This window comes from Neomesorhizobium albiziae, assembly GCF_900114255.1.
Lineage (GTDB): Bacteria > Pseudomonadota > Alphaproteobacteria > Rhizobiales > Rhizobiaceae > Neomesorhizobium > Neomesorhizobium albiziae.
The window spans coordinates 1-18107 of the sequence record NZ_FOSL01000016.1; the positions used below are offsets into that span (position 1 = coordinate 1).

The following is an 18107-nucleotide window of genomic DNA, read 5'->3' on the forward strand; positions in this document are numbered from 1 at the left end:
CCTGCAATCAGCCAGCAGGGGTGGGTTCAAACATGGGTCACTTCTCAATGGAAAAACTACCTAATCCAGGGTCAGCTCCTGGCGGAAATCAACACGCTCAGCTCTGCCGCTTCCTGAAAGCCGACATCGTCGGGGTCCGCGCGGGAGGATCACGTCGATGGTGTTGAACCCAGCGGCCCGTCGACCCGCGCCCGCGTCTCGCGCCGCCGCGCATTAGCGTTCTTCGCCTCCTTCAGAATCCCGCGTATATCCATCACCAGCAGTTACTTGACAACCCTTGCGCTTAATTTATCATATAAAATGATAATCATAAAATATTTGCTCGCAGTTTGGCGACTGGCAGCGATTCCATGGCGGATCAGGCATCGATGAACCAGGCTGTGCCGATCCTCGAGATGCGCGGCATCGAAAAGCGCTTTACCGGGGTCACGGCACTTCACGATGTCGATCTCCATGTCGGCCGCGGCGAGGTGCTCGGGCTCATCGGCGAAAACGGCGCCGGCAAATCGACGCTGATGAAGATCCTTTCCGGCGCGTACCAGGCAGACGCGGGAGAGGTCGTTGTCGATGGTGAAAAGATCGCCCGGCCGACACCGCAGCGCATGCTGGAGCTTGGGATCTCGGTCATCTATCAGGAGATGATGCTGGCGCCGCATTTGACGGTCGCCGAAAATCTGAACCTCGGGCGTCTGCCGAGGAACCGCTATGGGCTGGTCGACTGGCCTGCGGTGCAACGCAACAGCCTGGAGGTCATGGCCCGTCTAGGCTTCAATGTTGATCCCGGTGCCCGGCTTGACAGCCTGAGCGTCGCGCACCGGCAGATGGTGGAGATCGCCAGCGCCCTGTCCCGCAACGCGCGGCTGGTCATCCTTGATGAGCCCTCGGCGGTGCTTGGCGGCACCGAACTCGAAAGTCTGTTCGACGTCATCCGCCACCTCTCTCTCCAGGGCGTGAGCTTCATATACATCTCGCATCGGCTCCAGGAGGTGTTTCGCATCTGCGATCGCGTCACCGTACTCCGTGACGGCGAGGTTGTGGGTACGCGCATGGTTGGCGAAGTCGATCCGCCTGCGCTGATCCGGATGATGGTAGGCCGGCAACTGGCCGACATTTACCCGCAGCGGGTCCGGCGGCCGGGCGGCGAAGTCCTTTCAGTTCTCGGGCTTGGCCGCCCGGGTGTTCTTCACGACATCGATCTCGACGTACATGCCGGCGAAATCTTGGGCATATGCGGCATGGCCGGTTCCGGCCGCACCGAATTGCTGCGCGCGCTGGTTGGCGCCGACCCTGCGTCCTGCCGGGCCTATCGCCTGCGCGGCAAGGAAGGGCGCCCGGCCGATCCACGCGCGGCGATCGCCGCCGGGATCCTGCTTCTGCCCGAGGATCGCAAGACCGAGGGATGCTTTCTGCCTCAGAGCGTGGCTTTCAACATTACTGTCTCCCGGCTCGGCGGTCTGCGCAGAGCGGGATTCCTGAGCGAAAATCGCGAGCGCGATATCGTTTCGAAACTGGTGCGCCAGCTCGGCATCCGAACGCCCGGTCCGGACGCCGAGATCAGGAACCTCAGCGGTGGCAACCAGCAAAAATGCCTGATCGCGCGAAGCCTGAACGCAGGTTCCTCCATTCTGTTGATCGACGAACCGACCCGCGGCGTCGATGTGGGCGCCAAGCACGAGATCTATCAGCTCTTGGCAGCACTCGCCGACGAACAGGGTGCTGCGGTGGTGATCGTCTCTTCCGAACTGCCGGAAATCCTCGGGCTCTGTGACCGTATCGTCGTCATGCGTGACGGCCACATCGCAGGCCGTTTCCAGGGGGCGGATGCGAGCGAGGAAATTTTGCTTCGCGCGGCTGTCGGAGCGGTCGAAGCGTCACGAGCCGCCTAAGCGAGGCAGTGAACCGGATGATGGTCGAGTGAGTATTGGAGCAAGGCCGGTGGCAGACAGTGAGGGACAGGCGATGAAAGCCAGCGGCATCGGCGCCACGCTCCTGTCCCCGCTGCGCAAGCTGCATGTCGGCAAGGCGCTGCGCGCTTCCGGCTTGCTCTGGGTGCTGCTGGCGATGTGCATTGCCGCGGCGCTGATTTCGGATGCCTTCCTCAATCCGTTCAATCTGATCAATGTCGCCCGCCAGATAGCGTTGTTCGGCATCGTATCGGTCGGCATGACCTTCGTCATCCTGACTGCCGGCATCGACCTGTCTGTCGGTTCGATCGTCGCCGTCACCGCGGTGGTCGCGGCGCTTCTCCTCAACGCCGACGCCCCCGTCGCGCTGGTCATTCCGGCGGGTCTCGCAGTGGGCCTCGCGCTTGGCGCCGTCAATGGCATCGGCATCACGATCGGGCGACTGCCGCCGTTTATCATGACACTCGGCATGATGGTCATGGGCCGCGGCCTTGCGATGACGATTTCCGACGGCCATCCAATCCATTTTCAGAAGGCCTCAGCCGATTTCGCATGGCTGGGCCAAGGCTATCTGCTTGGTCTTCCGGTGCCGGTCTGGATCTTCGCTGTAGTCGCCGCAACCGCCTATGTCGTGCTGCGCTACACGCCCTTCGGACGCAGCATCTATGCCGTCGGTTCGAACCCGGAGGCTGCGCGGCTTTCCGGCATCAACGTGCAGCTGACCGTCTTTTCCGTCTATGCGATCAGCGGCTTCCTTTCGGCACTGACGGCGCTCATCTTCGTGTCGCGGCTGACCGTTGGCGAACCCGTCGCCGGTGTCGGGCTCGAGCTCGAAGCGATCGCCGTCACAGTGATCGGCGGCACCAGCCTCTTCGGTGGTGAGGGTGGCATTGTCGGTACCGTTATCGGCGCAGCGATCTTCGCCGTACTCGCCAACATTCTCAATCTCGCCGGCGTATCGCCGTTCACGCAGCAAATCGTCAAGGGCGCCATCATCGTCGTCGCGGTGCTGTTCGAGACCCAGCGCCGGCGACGCAGCAATTCCGCGCAGGGATAGCACGGGATGAGCGGGGAGGACCCGCCAACGCAAGGAGGAAGCGATGAGTGTGAGGACAAGATACACGGCCGCGGCCGCATGCGCTGTGGCGATGACGATTGCCGGCCTCGGGACCGGTTTCGCCGAAGAGAAGGTGAAGATCGGCTTTTCACAGGGCACCATGGAAAGTTCGTGGCGCGTCAACATGGTGGAGGGCAACAAGAAATACGCTGAAGCGAACCTGCCCGACGTCGACCTGATCGTCACCAATGGCGAGAACCAGGCCTCGAAGCAGGTTTCCGATGTCGAGAGCCTGATCTCGCAGGGGGTCAAGACGCTGATCATCAGCCCGGTGACGGCCGATGCCCTGACGCCCGTCGTGAAGCAGGCCATGGACGCCGGCATTCCGGTGGTCACGCTCGACCGCAAGGTCAACACGGACGTGACGCTTCATATCGGCGCCGACAATGTCCTGATCGGCAAGACGGCCGGCGAATTCGTCTGCCAGACGCTTGGCGGCAAAGGCAATGTCATCGAAATCCAGGGCACGGCGGGCGCCTCGGCCACCGTCGACCGGCACGACGCCTTCCACAAAGTGCTGGCGGAGAAATGCCCGGACGTAAAGGTGGTTGCCGACCAGGTGGCCAACTATGTCCGCGAACCGGCGATCAAGTTCATGGAGGACATGCTGCAACGCTTCAAGCCCGGCGAGATCCAGCTGGTTTACGCGCACAACGACGACATGGCGCTCGGCGCGGTGACGGCGCTGGAAGCCGCCAACCGGCTGTCGGAAGTAAAGGTGGTCGGCATCGACGGCGAAAACGCCGCCTATGACGCCATCAAGGCCGGCAAGATGGTGGCGACGTTCACCTACCACTTCGTCGCGCCGGAAGGTGTCCAGTACGGCTACAAAGTTGCCAAGGGCGAGAAGCTCGACAAGGAGATCGTGCTGCCGACCCATCAGGTCGATGCGACCAATGTCGACGACTGGATCGGCAAGGGCTTTTGACATCGGCTGGCCCGCCGGACATCAACGGCTGGAGGGGCAACCGCCGTGGAACGGCATTTCGTGAAATCGCCAGCAGGCACGGAACGTTGAAGCAATGAGAATTCCGGCGGCCGTGCCTGCGTATTGATTTGATAAAAATACCAATTTCAGCGAGCATGGCATGGATATCAGGCACGACCCGATGCTGGCGGCTGCAGGCGATCTCGACACGCCGTGCGTGACGATTCTCCTCGATCGGCTGGAAGACAATATCGCCCGTGTCCAGCACATGATCGCCGCCGCCGGCAGGGCCAATCGCCCTCATATCAAGACCCACAAGATTCCGGCGATCGGTGCCTTGCAGATCGCCGCTGGCGCCATCGGGCTGACCTGTCAGAAACTCGGCGAGGCCGAGACGTTCATCGATGCCGGCGTCACCGACGATATGCTGATCACGTTCAACATCGTCGGCGATGCCAAGACCGGCCGCCTGATGGATCTGGCCGAACGCGTGAAGCGGCTGGCCGTCGTCGCCGACAACGATATCGTGCTTCGGGGCCTTTCCGATGCCGCTCGTCGCCGCGGTCGCAGCCTTCCCATTCTGATCGAGTGCGATGCAGGCTTCGGCCGCAACGGTGTTCAGTGGCCGTCAACGGCGCTCGACCTCGCCCGGCTTGCTGACAGGCTGCCAGGTGTCGTGTGCGAGGGGCTGCTGGTCTTTCCCAACAATGCACCGCGCACGCTGGAGTTCTTTGCTGAGGCCGTCTCCCTGTTTCGCGCGGCAGGGATGCCGCTTCCGGTCCTCTCAGGAGGCGGCACGCCTTCGCTGAACTCGCTGGCCGACTACCCGATGATGACGGAGCACCGCGCCGGCACCTATGTCTATAACGACGTCATGATGGTGCATTCCGGCATCGCCACCTGGGAGAATTGCGCCATGCATGTCCGCACCACGGTGGTCAGCCGGCCGACCGAGGACCGTGCCATCGTCGATGCCGGCTCCAAGGTGCTGACCCGCGAGCAATATTACGTGCAAAACTTCGGGCATGTCGTGGAGTATCCCGAGGCGGCCGTGATCAACCTTTCGGAAGAACACGGCATCATCGACCTCTCGGCCTCGGCCGAAAAGCCGCGCGTCGGTGAGATCGTCAACATCATCCCGAACCATTGCTGCGTTGTCTCCAACATGGTCGACGAGGTTTACGGCCTGCGTGACGGCCGGGTCGAGATCGTCTGGCCCGTGGCCGCACGCGGCAAGGTACGGTAAATAGAACTAGCTGCGTTCAAGAATGGGAGGAAGACATGAACAAGCATACGAAGACATTCATCCTCTGCGTCGGAAGCTTGATCCTGGGTTCGGGGGCCGTCCAGGCCGATAAGCTTGCGGATGTGCTAGCCCGTGGCAAGCTGATCGTCGGCACCGGCAGCACCAACCCGCCCTGGCATTTCCGTGACGAGGCGGGCAATCTCGCCGGTTTCGACGTCGACGTGGCCAAGATCGTCGCCAAAGGCCTGTTCGACGACGCAGAAAAGGTTGAGTTCGTCATCCAGGCATCCGACGCGCGCATCCCGAACGTCGTCACCGACAAGGTAGACATCACCTGCCAGTTCATGACGGTGACAGCTGCCCGAGCGCAGCAGGTCGCCTTCACCCTGCCTTACTATCGCGAAGGCGTCGGCTTCCTCCTGACGAAGGATGCCAAGCACAAGACCTATGACGAACTCAAGGCGGCGGGCGCTGCGGTCACCGTTTCGGTTCTGCAGAACGTCTATGCGGAGGAGATGGTGCATCAGGCCCTGCCGGAAGCCAAGGTCGACCAGTATGAGAGCGTCGACCTCATGTACCAGGCGCTGAATTCCGGCCGTGCCGACGCAGCCGCGACTGACATGTCCTCGCTCAAATGGTTCATGAAGCAGAATCCGGACAAATACCTCGATGCCGGCTATGGCTGGAATCCGCAGACCTACTCCTGCGCCATAAAGAAGGGTGATGCCGACTGGCTGAATTTCGTCAACATCGCGCTGCGCGAGGCGCTTTCAGGCGTCGAATTCGCCACCTACAGCGCGTCCTTCGAAAAATGGTTTGGCGAGGCGCCTCCCGCGCCGAAGATAGGCTTCCCGGCCGAGTTGCGTTGAGGCCGGTTTGCTGGCGCCATGACCTACACATTCAACTTCAATGTGATCTGGGCCAACCTTGACCAATTGCTAAGCGGTTTGGCCCTGGGTCTGGCGCTCGCCTTTTTCTCGATATTGATCGGCGCCGCGATCGGCCTCGCTGCAGCCTTCGCGGCGACCGGCGGATCGCGGTTTCTGCGCGGCGCGGCGAGTGTATACGTCACCGCGATCCGCAACACGCCGCTCCTGGTCATCGTGCTGATCGCCTATTTCGCTCTGCCTGAACTCGGCATCCGCATGGGCAAGCTGGAAAGCTTCGTTGCCTCGCTGGCGATCTATGCGGGGGCTTATCTGACGGAAGTGTTTCGAGCCAGCCTGATCGGCATTCCGGCGGGGCTGATCGACGCCGGGCTGTCGATCGGCCTGACGCGATTCCAGGTGGCGCGGTTGGTGCGCTTCCCGATCATGTTGCGCAATGCCCTGCCGGCGCTCGGCTCGACCTTCATTTCGCTCTTCAAGGACACTTCAATTGCAGCTGCCATCGCCATACCTGAGCTCACCTTTCAGGCGCGTCGCATCAATGTCGACACATTCCGCGTGGTCGAGGCCTGGATGGCGGCCAGCATCCTCTACCTCGGTACCTGCCTGGTGATTGCTGCGGGGCTGCGACGGCTCGAGCGGCACTTTCCGAAGTTCTGAAACGGCGATGGGTGAATTCTTCGCGGAAATCTGGACGGCGCGGGCGCAACTGGCCGAAGGCCTGTTGGCCACGATTGAAATCTCTGCCGTCGCAATTTTCACCGGCTCGGCGCTCGGCCTTTTTACCGGCATCGGTCTCGTTTACGGCTGGCGTCCGCTGCGATGGCTGTTGCGCTTCTACGTCGACGTCGTGCGCGGCACGCCTGTCCTCGTGCTGATCCTCGCCACCTTCTACATTCTTGCCGTTTTCGGGGTGCAGTTCACCGCGGTCGGGTCGGGCATGTTCGCGCTGTCGCTATTCTGCGGCGGCCATTTGGGCGAGATCGTACGCGGCGCGCTGCAGACGATCCCGGCAACGCAAATCGATGCGGGAAAAAGCGTCGGGCTGAGAATGCCACAGATTCTTCTGCTCGTGCTTTTGCCGCAGGCGCTCCGCCAGATATTGCCAGTGTGGATCAATACCGCCGTCGAGATCGTCAAAGCGTCGACCTTGCTCTCAATCATCGGCGTCGGCGAGTTGCTGCTGAAGACACAGGAGATCATCGGCCGGAATTTCCTGACGCTCGAATTCTACACATTTGCCGGGCTTCTCTACTTCCTGGTCAATTTTTCCATCGAGCGGTTCGGCCGGATTGTGGAGCGCCGTCTTGCTTTGGCGTGAAGGAGCGCCGCTTCCGTACGACCGTTTTAGGCAGAAGATTCGTCGGCGGCCGAGGCGCCGGTCAAGGCCAAGCCTGTCAACGCAAATGCGGTCAAGAACCTAGTCGTTGCGAGGCCTCCTATCTTGACAGCGCGACCCTGCGACCGGGCCGGATGTCGGTTCCTGCTCGATGGAAGTTGTTATCCGGCTTTTCAGTCAGGCCGCCGCCGCACGGGACCGTGTTGCCCTCACGGCATGCCGCATGTCACTCGTCCCACGCCTGAACCACAGTCTGTCTAACGATCTTGCCGTCGCGCAGTTCGAGGGTCGCGATGCAGAACACCTTCGTTCCGTCAGGATAGGCGCAGTCCTGCGTAAAGGCCAAGCGCTCGCCATCGGCGATGCTGGTCTCTACCTTGTGCGTCATGGCGCGGCCGCAGATGTCGTCCCAGAAGGTAGTGATCGCCGCCCGGCCGCGGACTTCGCGCGGCTTGCTCGGCGGGTTGTTGCGGTCGATCACACGGACGACCGCATCGTCGGCATAAAAGCTCGACAGCATGCGGGCGTCGCGGCCTTCGATCGCCTGCTTGATGGCGGCGCCCGTCACAGCCTTAAACGCGGTTAACATTTTAACCTCCTTGTGGCCGCTCGCGGCGGGCCCTGGCCGGCCGGCAGCGGATTGCGGCGAGGTTCTCGCCGTTCATAGCTTGATCGGTGCCACCAAGCATAGCACCGGTTTGCTTCTTGAAGGTGGCGAGGTCGACCTGCATGCTCGACCGGTGCCGGACAATCGCGGCCTTGCGACGGCTTGCTTGATCTCCTCCTCCGTGTCGCCGGGACGGTGGCGAAAATAGATGCGATACTTGCAGGGACACCGTGAGGCCGGAGAGTTCCTTGGTGTTGGCGTCAAGCTTTGCTCGAGCGACCTCATCATCTCCCCAACCAGTAACTATTGCGCCAATCCGGGTATGCATCCGTTGAGCGGATGCGTCGGCGTTCATGCTCGCAACGCCGACGCTCCAGCCTTTCCTCCTCCGTCAGTTCGGGTTCGCGTTTGACCCGGCGGTAAACCGTCATCACAAGAGCTATGGCGCTGCCGAAGCTGACCCGGGAATGTGTTGTTTTGAGCGCATGGGAGGCGCTCGACGGCTCGATGCTGTCGATCATGGCACCCATCCTTTGTAAGACGTGCACTTTTCCGGCAGCAGCAGCGCCGCGGCGGATCAGTCACCATCGGCATGATGACTGATGGCGGAGATGCTCGCTTCGCCCGAAAGCACCAGCTGTGCGATGGCCCGATTGGGCTACTGCCGCGGCTGCCGGGCGGCAACTGCAGCCGCGGCAGTGCGAGTGGGCAAGTCGAGCTTGAGCAGGATGTTGGCCACATGACGTTTGACCGTGTGCTCGCTCAGCCTCAATTGCGCTGCGATTGCTGGATTGCTCAGGCCGTCGGCTACGAGTGTCAGCACCTCGCGCTCGCGCGCGCTGAGCTTGTCCAGGTCAGGCTGCGTCGGCTTGCGGGTTACCGGTTCCAGATGCCTCTCCATCGCGAGTGCCATGCACGTCAGTGGACGCTCCAGCCCCTCAACGCTGATCCAATCCCGCTCGATGAACTGCAGCCCCGACCCAGTGGAAAGCTCGGAAAAGATCGCCGAGGCGAGAATGTCGTCCCCTCCTGCATGTTCGGCGATCCGCTCTGTCACATGAACCGCTATTCCCGCCACGCCGTGGCCGGCGATTTCCACCTCGCCGGCATGCAGGCCTTGGGCGAGGCGCAGGCCGAGTGCTGCGGCCGCCTCTCGCAGTGCCACCGCGCAACCGGCCCCTCGCGCGGCTCCGTCGAACCAGGCAATCATGGTCTGCCCATCCGACGGTGCCAGATGGCCACCGACGTGGCGCACGGCCTTGGTCGCGACCGCGTGGAACTGTTCTAGCGCCTCCAACCATCGGCGGTCGCCGAACGCTGCGCCGTGCCCTTCCGACCTGACGGCTCGAAACGCGAGCAAGGCGGCGAGTATGCGCCGCGCTCCCGGGTGCGGGTGCGCGCCGGTTAGGAACTCCTCAATCACGTCTGCAACCCGATCGACATCGCCAGTCCAGATCGGATGGTCGCGACCGGGAATTTCGACGAACTTCGCGTCGGGGATGTTCCGCGCCAGAGAGCGGCCGGCTTCCGGATCGACGCGGGCGTCGTCGGTACGGTGGATAACCAGCGTCGGAACGTGAACGTCTGGCAGCACGTTACGGACATCGATTTTCGCGTCGATTCGCGCAAGCGCGAATGCCTCCGTGGGGCTCGCGGAAAGTCGTTCGAAGCGCGCCCACCAATTGCTGAAATGCGGATCGCTCACCCGCCCAGGCGCAAAATAGCGAAGCGTGGCGCCTGTGCCCCAGCTTTTCTCGACCTCCACGGCGAAGCGCTCCACGGCCTCGGGGATCTGCACCGCACTGTAGAAATGGGCATAACCGCCGTAGAGGACAAGGCAGCGCGTCCGCTCCGGATAGGTGGCGGCGAACAGCATCGAGATCGCCGCGCCTTCTGACACGCCGAGCAGGGCCGCGCGACCGCAGCCGGCCGCATCCATGACCGCATGGACGTCTTCCATACGCGTTTCCAGGTTCGGCAAATGCGCGGGATCGATGCGGTCGCTCAGCCCCGTGCCGCGCTTGTCGAACTGGATCAGCCGCGAGAATGAAGACAGTCGGCGCAGCAACCGGCTGTAGCCGGGCTCCTCCCAGTGAAGTTCAAGGTTGGAGATGAAGCCCGGTACGAAGATCAGGTCCAACGAACCATGTCCCACAACCTGATAAGCGATGCGGGCGTCGCCGCTTTTAGCATATCTCGTCACAGGCGGCTTAAGCACTGTCGTCCCCAACCCCAGGTGCAGACGCAAGCATAGCACAGATGGGCGCGTGGTGGTGTGAATCAGCACCAAAGGCTCATACCGCAGCTGATCCGGAGCTGTTGGTGAAGATGCGGGATCGACTGCTCGCGATCACATACGGCAGACGGTCAGCGAGTGCGGCTGGGACAGGCAGCCCGTCACCCGATTGGAGACATCCCCTCCGCAGGATGGCACCGGCTGAAATGGGTCACGTCACGACGATGCCCGCAGCGGACTCAAGGTCCGCTTCTAAAAATCCGAGCCTCGGAAGCCGACCGACCGCTTCCGGCCCATATTCTGCCGGTCAGCCTTGCGCCGCATGTCGGCCGTAAAGACCAGCTTTGCCGCGTTCTGAAAGCAGACATTGCCTGGAGGTCTCGGTTGCGCCACCGGTTGACGTTCGGCTTTGGACGCGTCGGGGCGCCGCCAACCATCGAAGCGAACATCGCGCGATCGGCAGGTACTTCGTATTTTGGTGGTCGAGTGTGTGCCCGCCAACGCGGATTTGCAGAGGAAGACAGGAGTCCGTAACCTCCTGCGATCGAACACCTTCAATCCCTGGTCGCCGAGGAGAAAATGGCATCCATCGTGGAACGTCGGTTGGTCGCGATCCTCGCGGCTGACGTCGTCGGCTACTCGCGCTTGCTGGAAGCGGATGAGGCTAGGACGCTCGGCGACCTCAAAATCATTCGGCAAGAGATACTTGAGCCTCTGCTCACCGAGAACCGCGGACGCATTGTCAAGCTCATGGGCGACGGCGTCATTGTCGAATTCAGCTCCGTCGTGGCCGCGGTTATCTGCGCCGTGGCGATCCAGTCGCGGCTGACGACAACACACGAGGGTATCAAGCCTGATCGTCAAATCGTCCTGCGCATCGGCGTGCATGTCGGTGACGTGATTGTCGAGGGAGAGGACCTCCTGGGGGACGGCGTCAACATCGCCGCCCGCCTTGAGCAGATTTGCCCTCCCGGTGGGGTGTTGATCTCAGGTTCAGCCCATGAACAACTAGCAGGCAAAGTCGACCTTCCGTTCGTGGACAAAGGCGAACAACGCCTCAAAAACATCGCGCGGCCGGTTCGCGCGTTCGAACTGGCATTCCAAGGCACTCAGGTTCGACAACCGCTTGAACCTCCCCTGGGCGACCAACCCGTTGTCGCCGTTCTGCCCCTCCAGAACGTCAGCGACGATCAGGATCAGGTCTATTTTAGTGACGGAATCACAGAGGATGTCATCACCGAGCTGTCCCGTTTCCGCGAACTCCGGGTCATTGCTCAGAACTCATCGTTTAGCTTCCGTGGGAAGAACGTCGACGTGCGCGAAATCGGACGCGCGCTCGGGGCAAGCCATGTGATTGAGGGCAATGTGCGGCGGGCCGGAGACCGCGTGCGCATCAACGTCCAACTTGTGGACGCCTCTACGGGCATGTACCTTTGGACAGAGCGCTACGACCGCGCACTAGCGGATGTTTTTGCCGTCCAGGAAGAGATCGCGCAAAGCATTGTTGCGAGGGTCGCCGAACGGGTCATCGACGAGCGCGAGATGGTCGCCCGGAGGCGCCCACCCCAGGACCTGCGGGCGTATGACCTATTCTTGAGAGCCCTTCGATTTGGCGGCACGTCCTTCACCCCGGAAGTTCTTGGGCAGCTCGAGGCTCTTTATAAGCAAGTCATTGCCATCGATCCCACGTTCGCTCGAGCGTATTCGGGCCTCGCGTTCATACATCGCGATCGCTCCATGCAAGTCATCGCCGGGGTCCAAGTTCAGCCGGACGAAGAGATGCAATTGGCCCTGGAGCTCGCGGCGAAGGCGTTGGCGCTCGACCCCAACGATGCGCGCATTCAATCTGCATTTGGCTGGATTCGTGCCTATGCGCGCGATTTTGACCGAGCCGAGCAGCACTTCGACCTCGCTCGGTCGATGAACCCGAACGACGCCGCCATCCAGATCCTGTATGCTGCCCTGCAGTGCATGAGGGGCAAGCCCGAGCGAGGTTTGGCCGCGGTCGAGATCGCCTGTCGGCTCAATCCCCGCCACCCGCCCTGGTACAACGCTACTCGGGCGCGACTGCTGTTCCAACTCGAGGACTATGGTCGAGCAGCGGTCCTCCTTGAGAAGGGGATGTGGGACGACCGCGCGCGCCACCTGAGAGACCTTGGTTGGCGTGTGGCGGCATACGCACACGACGGCCGTGTCGAAGAGGCAGCACGCTGGGGTAGGGAACTCACGCGCGAGATTGCTTCCCACTGGCAGGGCGATCCTGGGGCAGCCGCTTCCGACTACATTGACTGGATCATCTGGTTTTCGGTTCTTGAGCAATCAGTTGATAGGGATCGTCTCCGAGTGGGGTTGCGTCTGGCAGGCTTGCCGGCCTGACGCTGTGTGGGTCAGAGGCTCCGGGGTGTGCACAGTGCTCTCCGAACTATTGTCTCGTGCGCATCGCGTATGGAAGGCCGCTATCCCTGCCGCCGGGGCGAGTATCCACTTCCAGTTCGCTAACCGGCGATCGGATAGCTCAAGAGCGAACGTCGCAATAGAGTCGATGCAGACGCCGAGCTGGATGTCCGCTTTCCTACCTTGGCAAACACAAAGCTTTCAGTCCGCTCTCGACCCATTCCAGTAGTACAGGTTCGAGCACACTATGGCGCAAGTCGGATTTATTGCCGACTTTCCCGCCCCCAAACGCCTTGAGGGGCGGAAAGACCCATCATTAATGGCCTATCGGCCATGAAGGGACAGCGGACGGTTCTTCGAGCCATCGGTCAACAGCGCACTGAACTCCTCGCGAGCAAAGTCGCTGTCCGGACCCATTGCGGACAAAGTCTGGTAGGCATCATTACGTCCCCTCGCGTCCACAGTGGAGAGACTTTCCGCCCGATAGAGGAGAGCCGCGATGACAGCCCTATCAACCACAGGCCTACTTGCCATTTTGATCGGCCTGATGTCGATCGCGACAGGCATCGGCGGCCTGCTTCGCCCGAACGATTGGCGGCGCATGTTCGATGAATTTGAAGCCTCACCAGGCCTCAGCCTGGCGATCGCCCTTATCGCCATCCTGTTCGGCTCCCTCGTCATCTCAATCCATCCACGGTGGGACACGCCGTTGCAAATCGTCATCTCGGTGATCGGCTGGGCTTCCTTCATTGAGGGGCTCGCCCTACTGAGCATTCCCCGCTCCTACATCGGAATGGCGAAGCCGCTACTCGCGTACACGCGGGCCTGGACGATCTTTTCGCTGCTGCTTGGCGCGGTGCTTCTGATTGTCGGATTCGGCGAGCGAACCGAAACCCTCCCGCTTCCATAAAGGAAAGCCTCTGCCTACCTGGATGGCGTCACGTGGTTCCCCATACGGGAGAGGAAGTTCCGGCTGGCCCCGCCGACCGCAATTTTCCTATCGTCTGATAATGTCACACTTTCCGCTTCCGCGACGTTGCTGCCCGTCAGCGGCAATGACTGAATCCGGTCAGATCTTACCTGCTTGAATGCCTGGTATCGTGTTCTGGAGGCCAGAAGCTGACGGGCGGCTTACGGCCCGAGCTACCGGCAACACTCGAAACGACCGGGCGGCGCGACCGCAAATCGGCTGTAGCGGCACCCGCCATGCCGCTACAGCCGCCCCCCGCAGACTTGGAACCCCCGGTGCAGTCCACGCCGGGTACTTGACCGTGTCGTGCGGGACCAGGCGCAAACGCTCTTGGCGATACCAATCAGTCCACACATTCGTCTCACGATGCGGCGTTCTTTGAGGGAATGGCCAATGGCAGAGGATGACTCCAGACGGCAGCGGAGTCCCGAAGACGTGGCAAAATCAGACTAAATTTTAACGAAATATTAGCGTAACCCCACGGTTCAACTGCTTACAAGGCGCTTGCCGATGCGGGCATCGGTATCCGGCCTGAGTCTTCCTTGAAATCGGGCGGCGGCGAAGCAGCGGCTTACCGACGAATATGACGCGGCGCAGGAAGGCGGTTGAACTGAGAAAGGCTCTCGCTTGGGGGCCTATGTCACGGTGATGACTCTGCCTTTCGCATCGAGGCGACAACTGATCTGCGCCTGACGGACCTCTTTCCCGTAGTCGATGCGCACCGACAGCGGGGCGGTGAGGCCGTTGGGTTGCCGGCGCATGGGCCCTGCGCTGGCGGCATGCACCCCCACGGCGCCGAGCGGCCTGGCCGCCGAGAAGATCGCCTGCTGGCAGGCCTGGACCACCGCGTCTGACGTGCCGGGCTTCTGCGCGATTTTGGGCAACATCGGATAGCCCCAAGTTCCCTGCACCGACGCCGCCGGTGTGTTGCGATCGGAAGGTGCCAGACTGCGCGGCAGGACGATGCGGGCGTGAGGCATAAGTGCGCCTGGCAGGGCCACGATGATATTTCGCCCGCGTTGGCTCTGGCCGATGCCGGCCGACGCACCGGAACTGTTCGTGCCATTAACTGAACCTGCGCCTCTGCCGGTCGAGCTACCCGCCGAGGGGCCTGAACCTGCAGACAAGCCGCTAGAAGAACCGGCAGACGAACCGCCTGCAGACCCCCCGGTGGAGGCGCCCGAGCTGCCGCCATCGCTTGCGCTCGGTGCTCCGTTCCCCGTGCCAACCGATCCCCCAAGGTTTGCTCCACCAACCCCGTCGACATTACCACCAGCCCCGACACTTGCGCTCGGTGCTCCGTTCTCCGTGCCGACCGATCCTCCAAGGTTTGCTCCACCAACCCCGTCGGCGCTGGCACCACCGCCCAAGGAAGCGCCTTCCCTGCCGACGCCCGCATCTGCACCGACCCCGATACCGGCGGCTTTGCCGCCAACACCGACGTCAAGAGCCTGGGCAGGCCCGATCGCAACCGCGATCGACAATGCGGCAAACACGTACTTGTTCATCATTATCTTTCTCCTCCAATGTGCAATTCGACACCCTTTCGGCTCAGTCTTCGCTACTGAACCGGCAACAGGGCATCGGGCAGCGAAATCGTCGTCACGCGAACGGGCCGCGATGGCTTGCGGACCTCCACTTTACGAATTTCCTGCGACCCCAATTGACGGGCTGGTCGAGCGCCCACAGGCACAGATGCAGTTGCACGTCGACTTGGACTATAGGTGTCGCGTGCCTTCGATGCACCGATCTGGTTTCGAGCCGCAGTGAGTTCGCGCGCGAGGCCGGCGGTCCTGGCACGCTCTTGCTCCAACGCCTCGCGAATAGCCGTCGAAACCCGGGCCACGTTGTCCTTTGCCGCATCATGCTCCTGGCGAGCGGTGTCTAGTTCGCGCGTAAGTGCGTCAGCTTTGTTGCGTTCCAATGTGAGCGTTTCGCCTGCGCGCATCAGCGCGTACTCGGCTGCCTGCCGTCGCTGCGTGGTCGTGGCCTGCACGGTCGCCGCCGCCTTCGCGCTTGCTTCCAGAGCATTGATGGATTGATGCGCCACCGCGAGACTCCGTTCGAGGAGTCCGACCTTCTGCCGCTCCGCATCAAAGGCTCGCTTCGCCAGAGCCAATGAAGTCTCCGCAGCCTCCCGCCTGCGCACTGCTTCGGCCTTCAATCGTTCGACTTCGCGCTGCGCGAGCGCCAGGCTGCCTGCCAGCTGATCGGCTCTTTGCCAGGCTCGGCCCTGTTCTCTGCGCGCCGCCAGCTCACGGCGGAGAGCTTCCTCGCGTGTACTGCGCGCGGTTTGCACGCTGCTCCTGAGCGTGTCGATTTCCCTGCGCGCCGCGAGGAGACCTTCTTCCAGCGCGGCGACTTTGACGCGTTCGCGCGCTGTCATTTCGTCCAACTTTCCGGCCGGGTCGCCATTCGTCTTCTCGACGGGTAGAACTGCGATCGCCTGACGATCGACTTCCGGTTCCGGAATCGGCCAGAAATACGCCGTAGCCCCCATGACAAGCACCGCCAGTCCAGCGGCGAGGCCAATCCACGAGCCCCGGCGATGCGTTGTCAAGGACCTGCCAGCAGTATCCCTGCCATCGTCGATCGCTTTCGTTTCGAGGACATAGCCACGCTTCGGCAAGGTACGAACAACCCGATGCTTGTCGTCACCAAGCGCTTTCCTGATCTCAATAACGCATTGCACCAGGCTGTCGTCGGAGACGGCGATATTTCCCCATACCGTCTGCATCAGCTCGTCCTTGGTGACGATCTCTCCGGGTTTGGCGGCCAGCGCTTTCAGTGTTTCCGCCGCCTGCGGTCGCAGGGTGGTTATTGAGCGCCCGCCGTCATCTGTCACAGAGCCGCGCCGAAGATCGACCACGCGGCCATTCAGGCGAAGCAGCATCGTTTTCTCCGTGCTGTGTGTACGGCCACGAATTGCGGACCGGGACCGGAAGCAATCCTGGCGGACACTTCTCTTCCATGTCCGTCAACGCTGACGCGGCAGAGTCGTTCCCTTCCAACAGAACTGACTCCAGTCCCCGCGCGGTTGGCTTGGTGGGGTTCCACCAGTACCAAAATCGCAAACGTTCGCCGCGGGTCGTTTATGGCCGATCTAGAGCATGCGGCCATTTTCAGGCGCTGATTGAAACGATTCTTGCGCAATGTTCTCACTTGTCTTTGCGGTGCCCACGCGCTTCCCACGGCGCTACAAACTGCCCTGCCGCATGCCAAGTCGATCTGCAGGAGCCGTAGCTTGATCCAGAGCAAGGCCCCTTTCTGTAGCGCGGCCAATCCAGCGCAAAGTCATGGCTGACGAGCCAGACAACGACAGCTATGCCGCCGGCGCGGTAGCAGTCGCCGACGTAGCGGCCGTACCTGTCACGTTCGATGAACTCGCAGCGTGCCTGGATTGCAAGAACCACATCCAGTGCGTCCGCGGACGCCTTTCCGCAGGCGTACAACTTCAAAAGCGGACGTTCGCGGTGGACACGAAGGATCCCCTTCACTCATCAGCGCTGTCGTGGCAGCACGGTGAGGACCCGTTCAATAAAGACACGGAATTCCGCCATGAAGGTCTTCAGGAATTCGGCTGTGGATTCCCGCGACACCTCGCCGTCATCGCTGATGAGATCCGGCGTGAATTGGATGTAGGCTTCCGGCGCATTCATCTGCGGGGAATTGCAAAAGCCCAGGACGCTACGCAAGTGCTGCTGGCCGACGGCCGTTCCGATCAAACCGGGGGACGTTCCGATCACCGCTGATGGCTTCCTCGTGAACGCGTTCTGCCCATAAGGCCGGCTCGCCCAGTCTATCGCGTTCTTGAGCGCGCCGGGCATCGACCGATTGTATTCCGGCGTGACGAACAGGACCGCATCGACATCGGCTATGGCGTCCTTGAACCGCTTGGCGACCTCTGGATAGTCGGAATCGTAGTCGTAGCTGTAGAGTGGCAGGTCCCGGATGGGGATTTCCCTGAGCTCCAGTTCCGGAGGAGCGAGCTTGACAAGGGCGCGCGCCAGCCGCCGGTTGATGGATTGGGACGCAAGGCTGCCGATAAGGTAGCCGACCTCAAACTTGGTCATGGGACGATCCTTTCGAGTTCACTGACACCACAGCGGCGGGTCGACTATGGACTTGCGTTACGCATGTCACAGACTTCCCAGGACACTTGTCCGGGCGAAATGGGGTTCCGGGACGCACGTAGCTCGGCCGGGGAGCGGTCGTCGACCGGCGAGGATTGGGTGACGATGGTGTAGCCTATGGCTTCGTAGCGAGCCTCCCCAACTATGGGCGTTCAACCAAGCGCCATGGGTCAGCATGATGGTCTTGGACATGGTCTCTCCCTCGGTTCTGCTTGTTAGCCGGGTAGCGTCCATTGCGTGGCGCCATCATTAATCGTGCTGGACTGACTGTCGGTGCACGAAATGCGCGTGTTCCTCATTTGCTCGATCGACCAGCGCGCCGACCAGAGACATGCAGAGAACGCTA

15 protein-coding genes are annotated in these 18107 nt (G+C 61.8%); 9 read left to right on the forward strand and 6 right to left on the reverse strand.

What is annotated here, in order from left to right; genetic code table 11:
• The first annotated feature begins 350 nt into the window (after window positions 1-350).
• The 7 genes from F3H98_RS21265 (at window position 351) to F3H98_RS21295 (ending at window position 7403) form a co-directional block, all read left to right on the forward strand.
• Window positions 351-1886 (forward strand): sugar ABC transporter ATP-binding protein, encoded by a 1536-nt coding sequence (locus F3H98_RS21265; RefSeq protein ID WP_244621831.1) that lies wholly within the window; start codon window positions 351-353, stop codon window positions 1884-1886.
• A 49-nt stretch (window positions 1887-1935) separates the two neighbouring features.
• A complete protein-coding gene (locus F3H98_RS21270) occupies window positions 1936-2961 on the forward strand; it encodes an ABC transporter permease (protein WP_244621832.1) in 1026 nt (341 codons plus the stop codon).
• A 43-nt stretch (window positions 2962-3004) separates the two neighbouring features.
• On the forward strand, window positions 3005-3949 hold the full coding sequence (locus F3H98_RS21275) for a substrate-binding domain-containing protein (RefSeq protein ID WP_149762342.1): 945 nt from the start codon (window positions 3005-3007) through the stop codon (window positions 3947-3949).
• A 160-nt stretch (window positions 3950-4109) separates the two neighbouring features.
• Window positions 4110-5195 carry an alanine racemase gene (locus tag F3H98_RS21280; RefSeq protein WP_210249704.1) on the forward strand — a complete coding sequence of 362 codons (1086 nt, stop codon included), beginning with the start codon at window positions 4110-4112 and terminating at the stop codon, window positions 5193-5195.
• Window positions 5196-5230: 35 nt separating this feature from the next.
• Window positions 5231-6064, forward strand: coding sequence for a transporter substrate-binding protein (locus tag F3H98_RS21285; RefSeq protein ID WP_149762343.1), 834 nt, complete (start codon window positions 5231-5233; stop codon window positions 6062-6064).
• An 18-nt stretch (window positions 6065-6082) separates the two neighbouring features.
• Window positions 6083-6742, forward strand: a complete 660-nt coding sequence (locus F3H98_RS21290) for an amino acid ABC transporter permease (protein WP_149762344.1) — start codon at window positions 6083-6085, stop codon at window positions 6740-6742.
• A 7-nt stretch (window positions 6743-6749) separates the two neighbouring features.
• Window positions 6750-7403, forward strand: coding sequence for an amino acid ABC transporter permease (locus F3H98_RS21295; RefSeq protein WP_149762345.1), 654 nt, complete (start codon window positions 6750-6752; stop codon window positions 7401-7403).
• A gap of 244 nt (window positions 7404-7647) precedes the next feature.
• Here F3H98_RS21295 and F3H98_RS21300 read toward each other — a convergent pair whose 3' ends face one another.
• From F3H98_RS21300 to F3H98_RS21310, 3 genes are all read right to left on the reverse strand, one after another.
• A complete protein-coding gene (locus F3H98_RS21300; protein WP_149762346.1) occupies window positions 7648-8010 on the reverse strand; it encodes a nuclear transport factor 2 family protein in 363 nt (120 codons plus the stop codon).
• A gap of 302 nt (window positions 8011-8312) precedes the next feature.
• Complete coding sequence (locus F3H98_RS21305) at window positions 8313-8549, reverse strand: hypothetical protein (RefSeq protein WP_149762347.1); 237 nt, start codon at window positions 8547-8549, stop codon at window positions 8313-8315.
• A gap of 137 nt (window positions 8550-8686) precedes the next feature.
• Complete coding sequence (locus F3H98_RS21310) at window positions 8687-10315, reverse strand: alpha/beta fold hydrolase (protein ID WP_244621833.1); 1629 nt, start codon at window positions 10313-10315, stop codon at window positions 8687-8689.
• Window positions 10316-10843: 528 nt separating this feature from the next.
• Here F3H98_RS21310 and F3H98_RS21315 point away from each other — a divergent pair.
• Together F3H98_RS21315 and F3H98_RS21320 are read left to right on the forward strand one after the other, a co-directional pair.
• Window positions 10844-12640 carry an adenylate/guanylate cyclase domain-containing protein gene (locus F3H98_RS21315; protein WP_149762348.1) on the forward strand — a complete coding sequence of 599 codons (1797 nt, stop codon included), beginning with the start codon at window positions 10844-10846 and terminating at the stop codon, window positions 12638-12640.
• 517 nt (window positions 12641-13157) lie between these two features.
• The gene (locus F3H98_RS21320; RefSeq protein ID WP_149762349.1) at window positions 13158-13568 is read left to right on the forward strand and encodes a DUF2065 domain-containing protein; all 411 of its coding nucleotides are present in this window, start codon (window positions 13158-13160) and stop codon (window positions 13566-13568) included.
• Between the two features lie 695 nt (window positions 13569-14263).
• Here F3H98_RS21320 and F3H98_RS31865 read toward each other — a convergent pair.
• The 3 genes from F3H98_RS31865 to F3H98_RS21335 form a co-directional block, all read right to left on the reverse strand.
• A complete protein-coding gene (locus F3H98_RS31865; protein WP_244621835.1) occupies window positions 14264-14608 on the reverse strand; it encodes a hypothetical protein in 345 nt (114 codons plus the stop codon).
• 581 nt (window positions 14609-15189) lie between these two features.
• Complete coding sequence (locus F3H98_RS21330; protein ID WP_149762350.1) at window positions 15190-16521, reverse strand: winged helix-turn-helix domain-containing protein; 1332 nt, start codon at window positions 16519-16521, stop codon at window positions 15190-15192.
• A 607-nt stretch (window positions 16522-17128) separates the two neighbouring features.
• Entirely contained in the window at window positions 17129-17701 is a 573-nt protein-coding gene (locus tag F3H98_RS21335) for an NADPH-dependent FMN reductase (RefSeq protein ID WP_149762351.1), read from the reverse strand.
• Window positions 17702-18107: the final 406 nt, after the last annotated feature.

Bases quoted from the DNA above. Each gene is read 5' to 3' on its own strand.
- F3H98_RS21265 (WP_244621831.1), top strand. From the start codon at position 351: ATGGCGGATCAGGCATCGATGAACCAGGCTGTGCCGATCCTCGAGATG.
- F3H98_RS21275 (WP_149762342.1), top strand. From the start codon at position 3,005: ATGAGTGTGAGGACAAGATACACGGCCGCGGCCGCATGCGCTGTGGCG.
- F3H98_RS21280 (WP_210249704.1), top strand. From the start codon at position 4,110: ATGGATATCAGGCACGACCCGATGCTGGCGGCTGCAGGCGATCTCGAC.
- F3H98_RS21285 (WP_149762343.1), top strand. From the start codon at position 5,231: ATGAACAAGCATACGAAGACATTCATCCTCTGCGTCGGAAGCTTGATC.
- F3H98_RS21290 (WP_149762344.1), top strand. From the start codon at position 6,083: ATGACCTACACATTCAACTTCAATGTGATCTGGGCCAACCTTGACCAA.
- F3H98_RS21295 (WP_149762345.1), top strand. From the start codon at position 6,750: ATGGGTGAATTCTTCGCGGAAATCTGGACGGCGCGGGCGCAACTGGCC.
- F3H98_RS21300 (WP_149762346.1), bottom strand. From the start codon at position 8,010: ATGTTAACCGCGTTTAAGGCTGTGACGGGCGCCGCCATCAAGCAGGCG.
- F3H98_RS21305 (WP_149762347.1), bottom strand. From the start codon at position 8,549: ATGATCGACAGCATCGAGCCGTCGAGCGCCTCCCATGCGCTCAAAACA.
- F3H98_RS21315 (WP_149762348.1), top strand. From the start codon at position 10,844: ATGGCATCCATCGTGGAACGTCGGTTGGTCGCGATCCTCGCGGCTGAC.
- F3H98_RS21320 (WP_149762349.1), top strand. From the start codon at position 13,158: ATGACAGCCCTATCAACCACAGGCCTACTTGCCATTTTGATCGGCCTG.
- F3H98_RS31865 (WP_244621835.1), bottom strand. From the start codon at position 14,608: ATGCCTCACGCCCGCATCGTCCTGCCGCGCAGTCTGGCACCTTCCGAT.
- F3H98_RS21330 (WP_149762350.1), bottom strand. From the start codon at position 16,521: ATGCTGCTTCGCCTGAATGGCCGCGTGGTCGATCTTCGGCGCGGCTCT.
- F3H98_RS21335 (WP_149762351.1), bottom strand. From the start codon at position 17,701: ATGACCAAGTTTGAGGTCGGCTACCTTATCGGCAGCCTTGCGTCCCAA.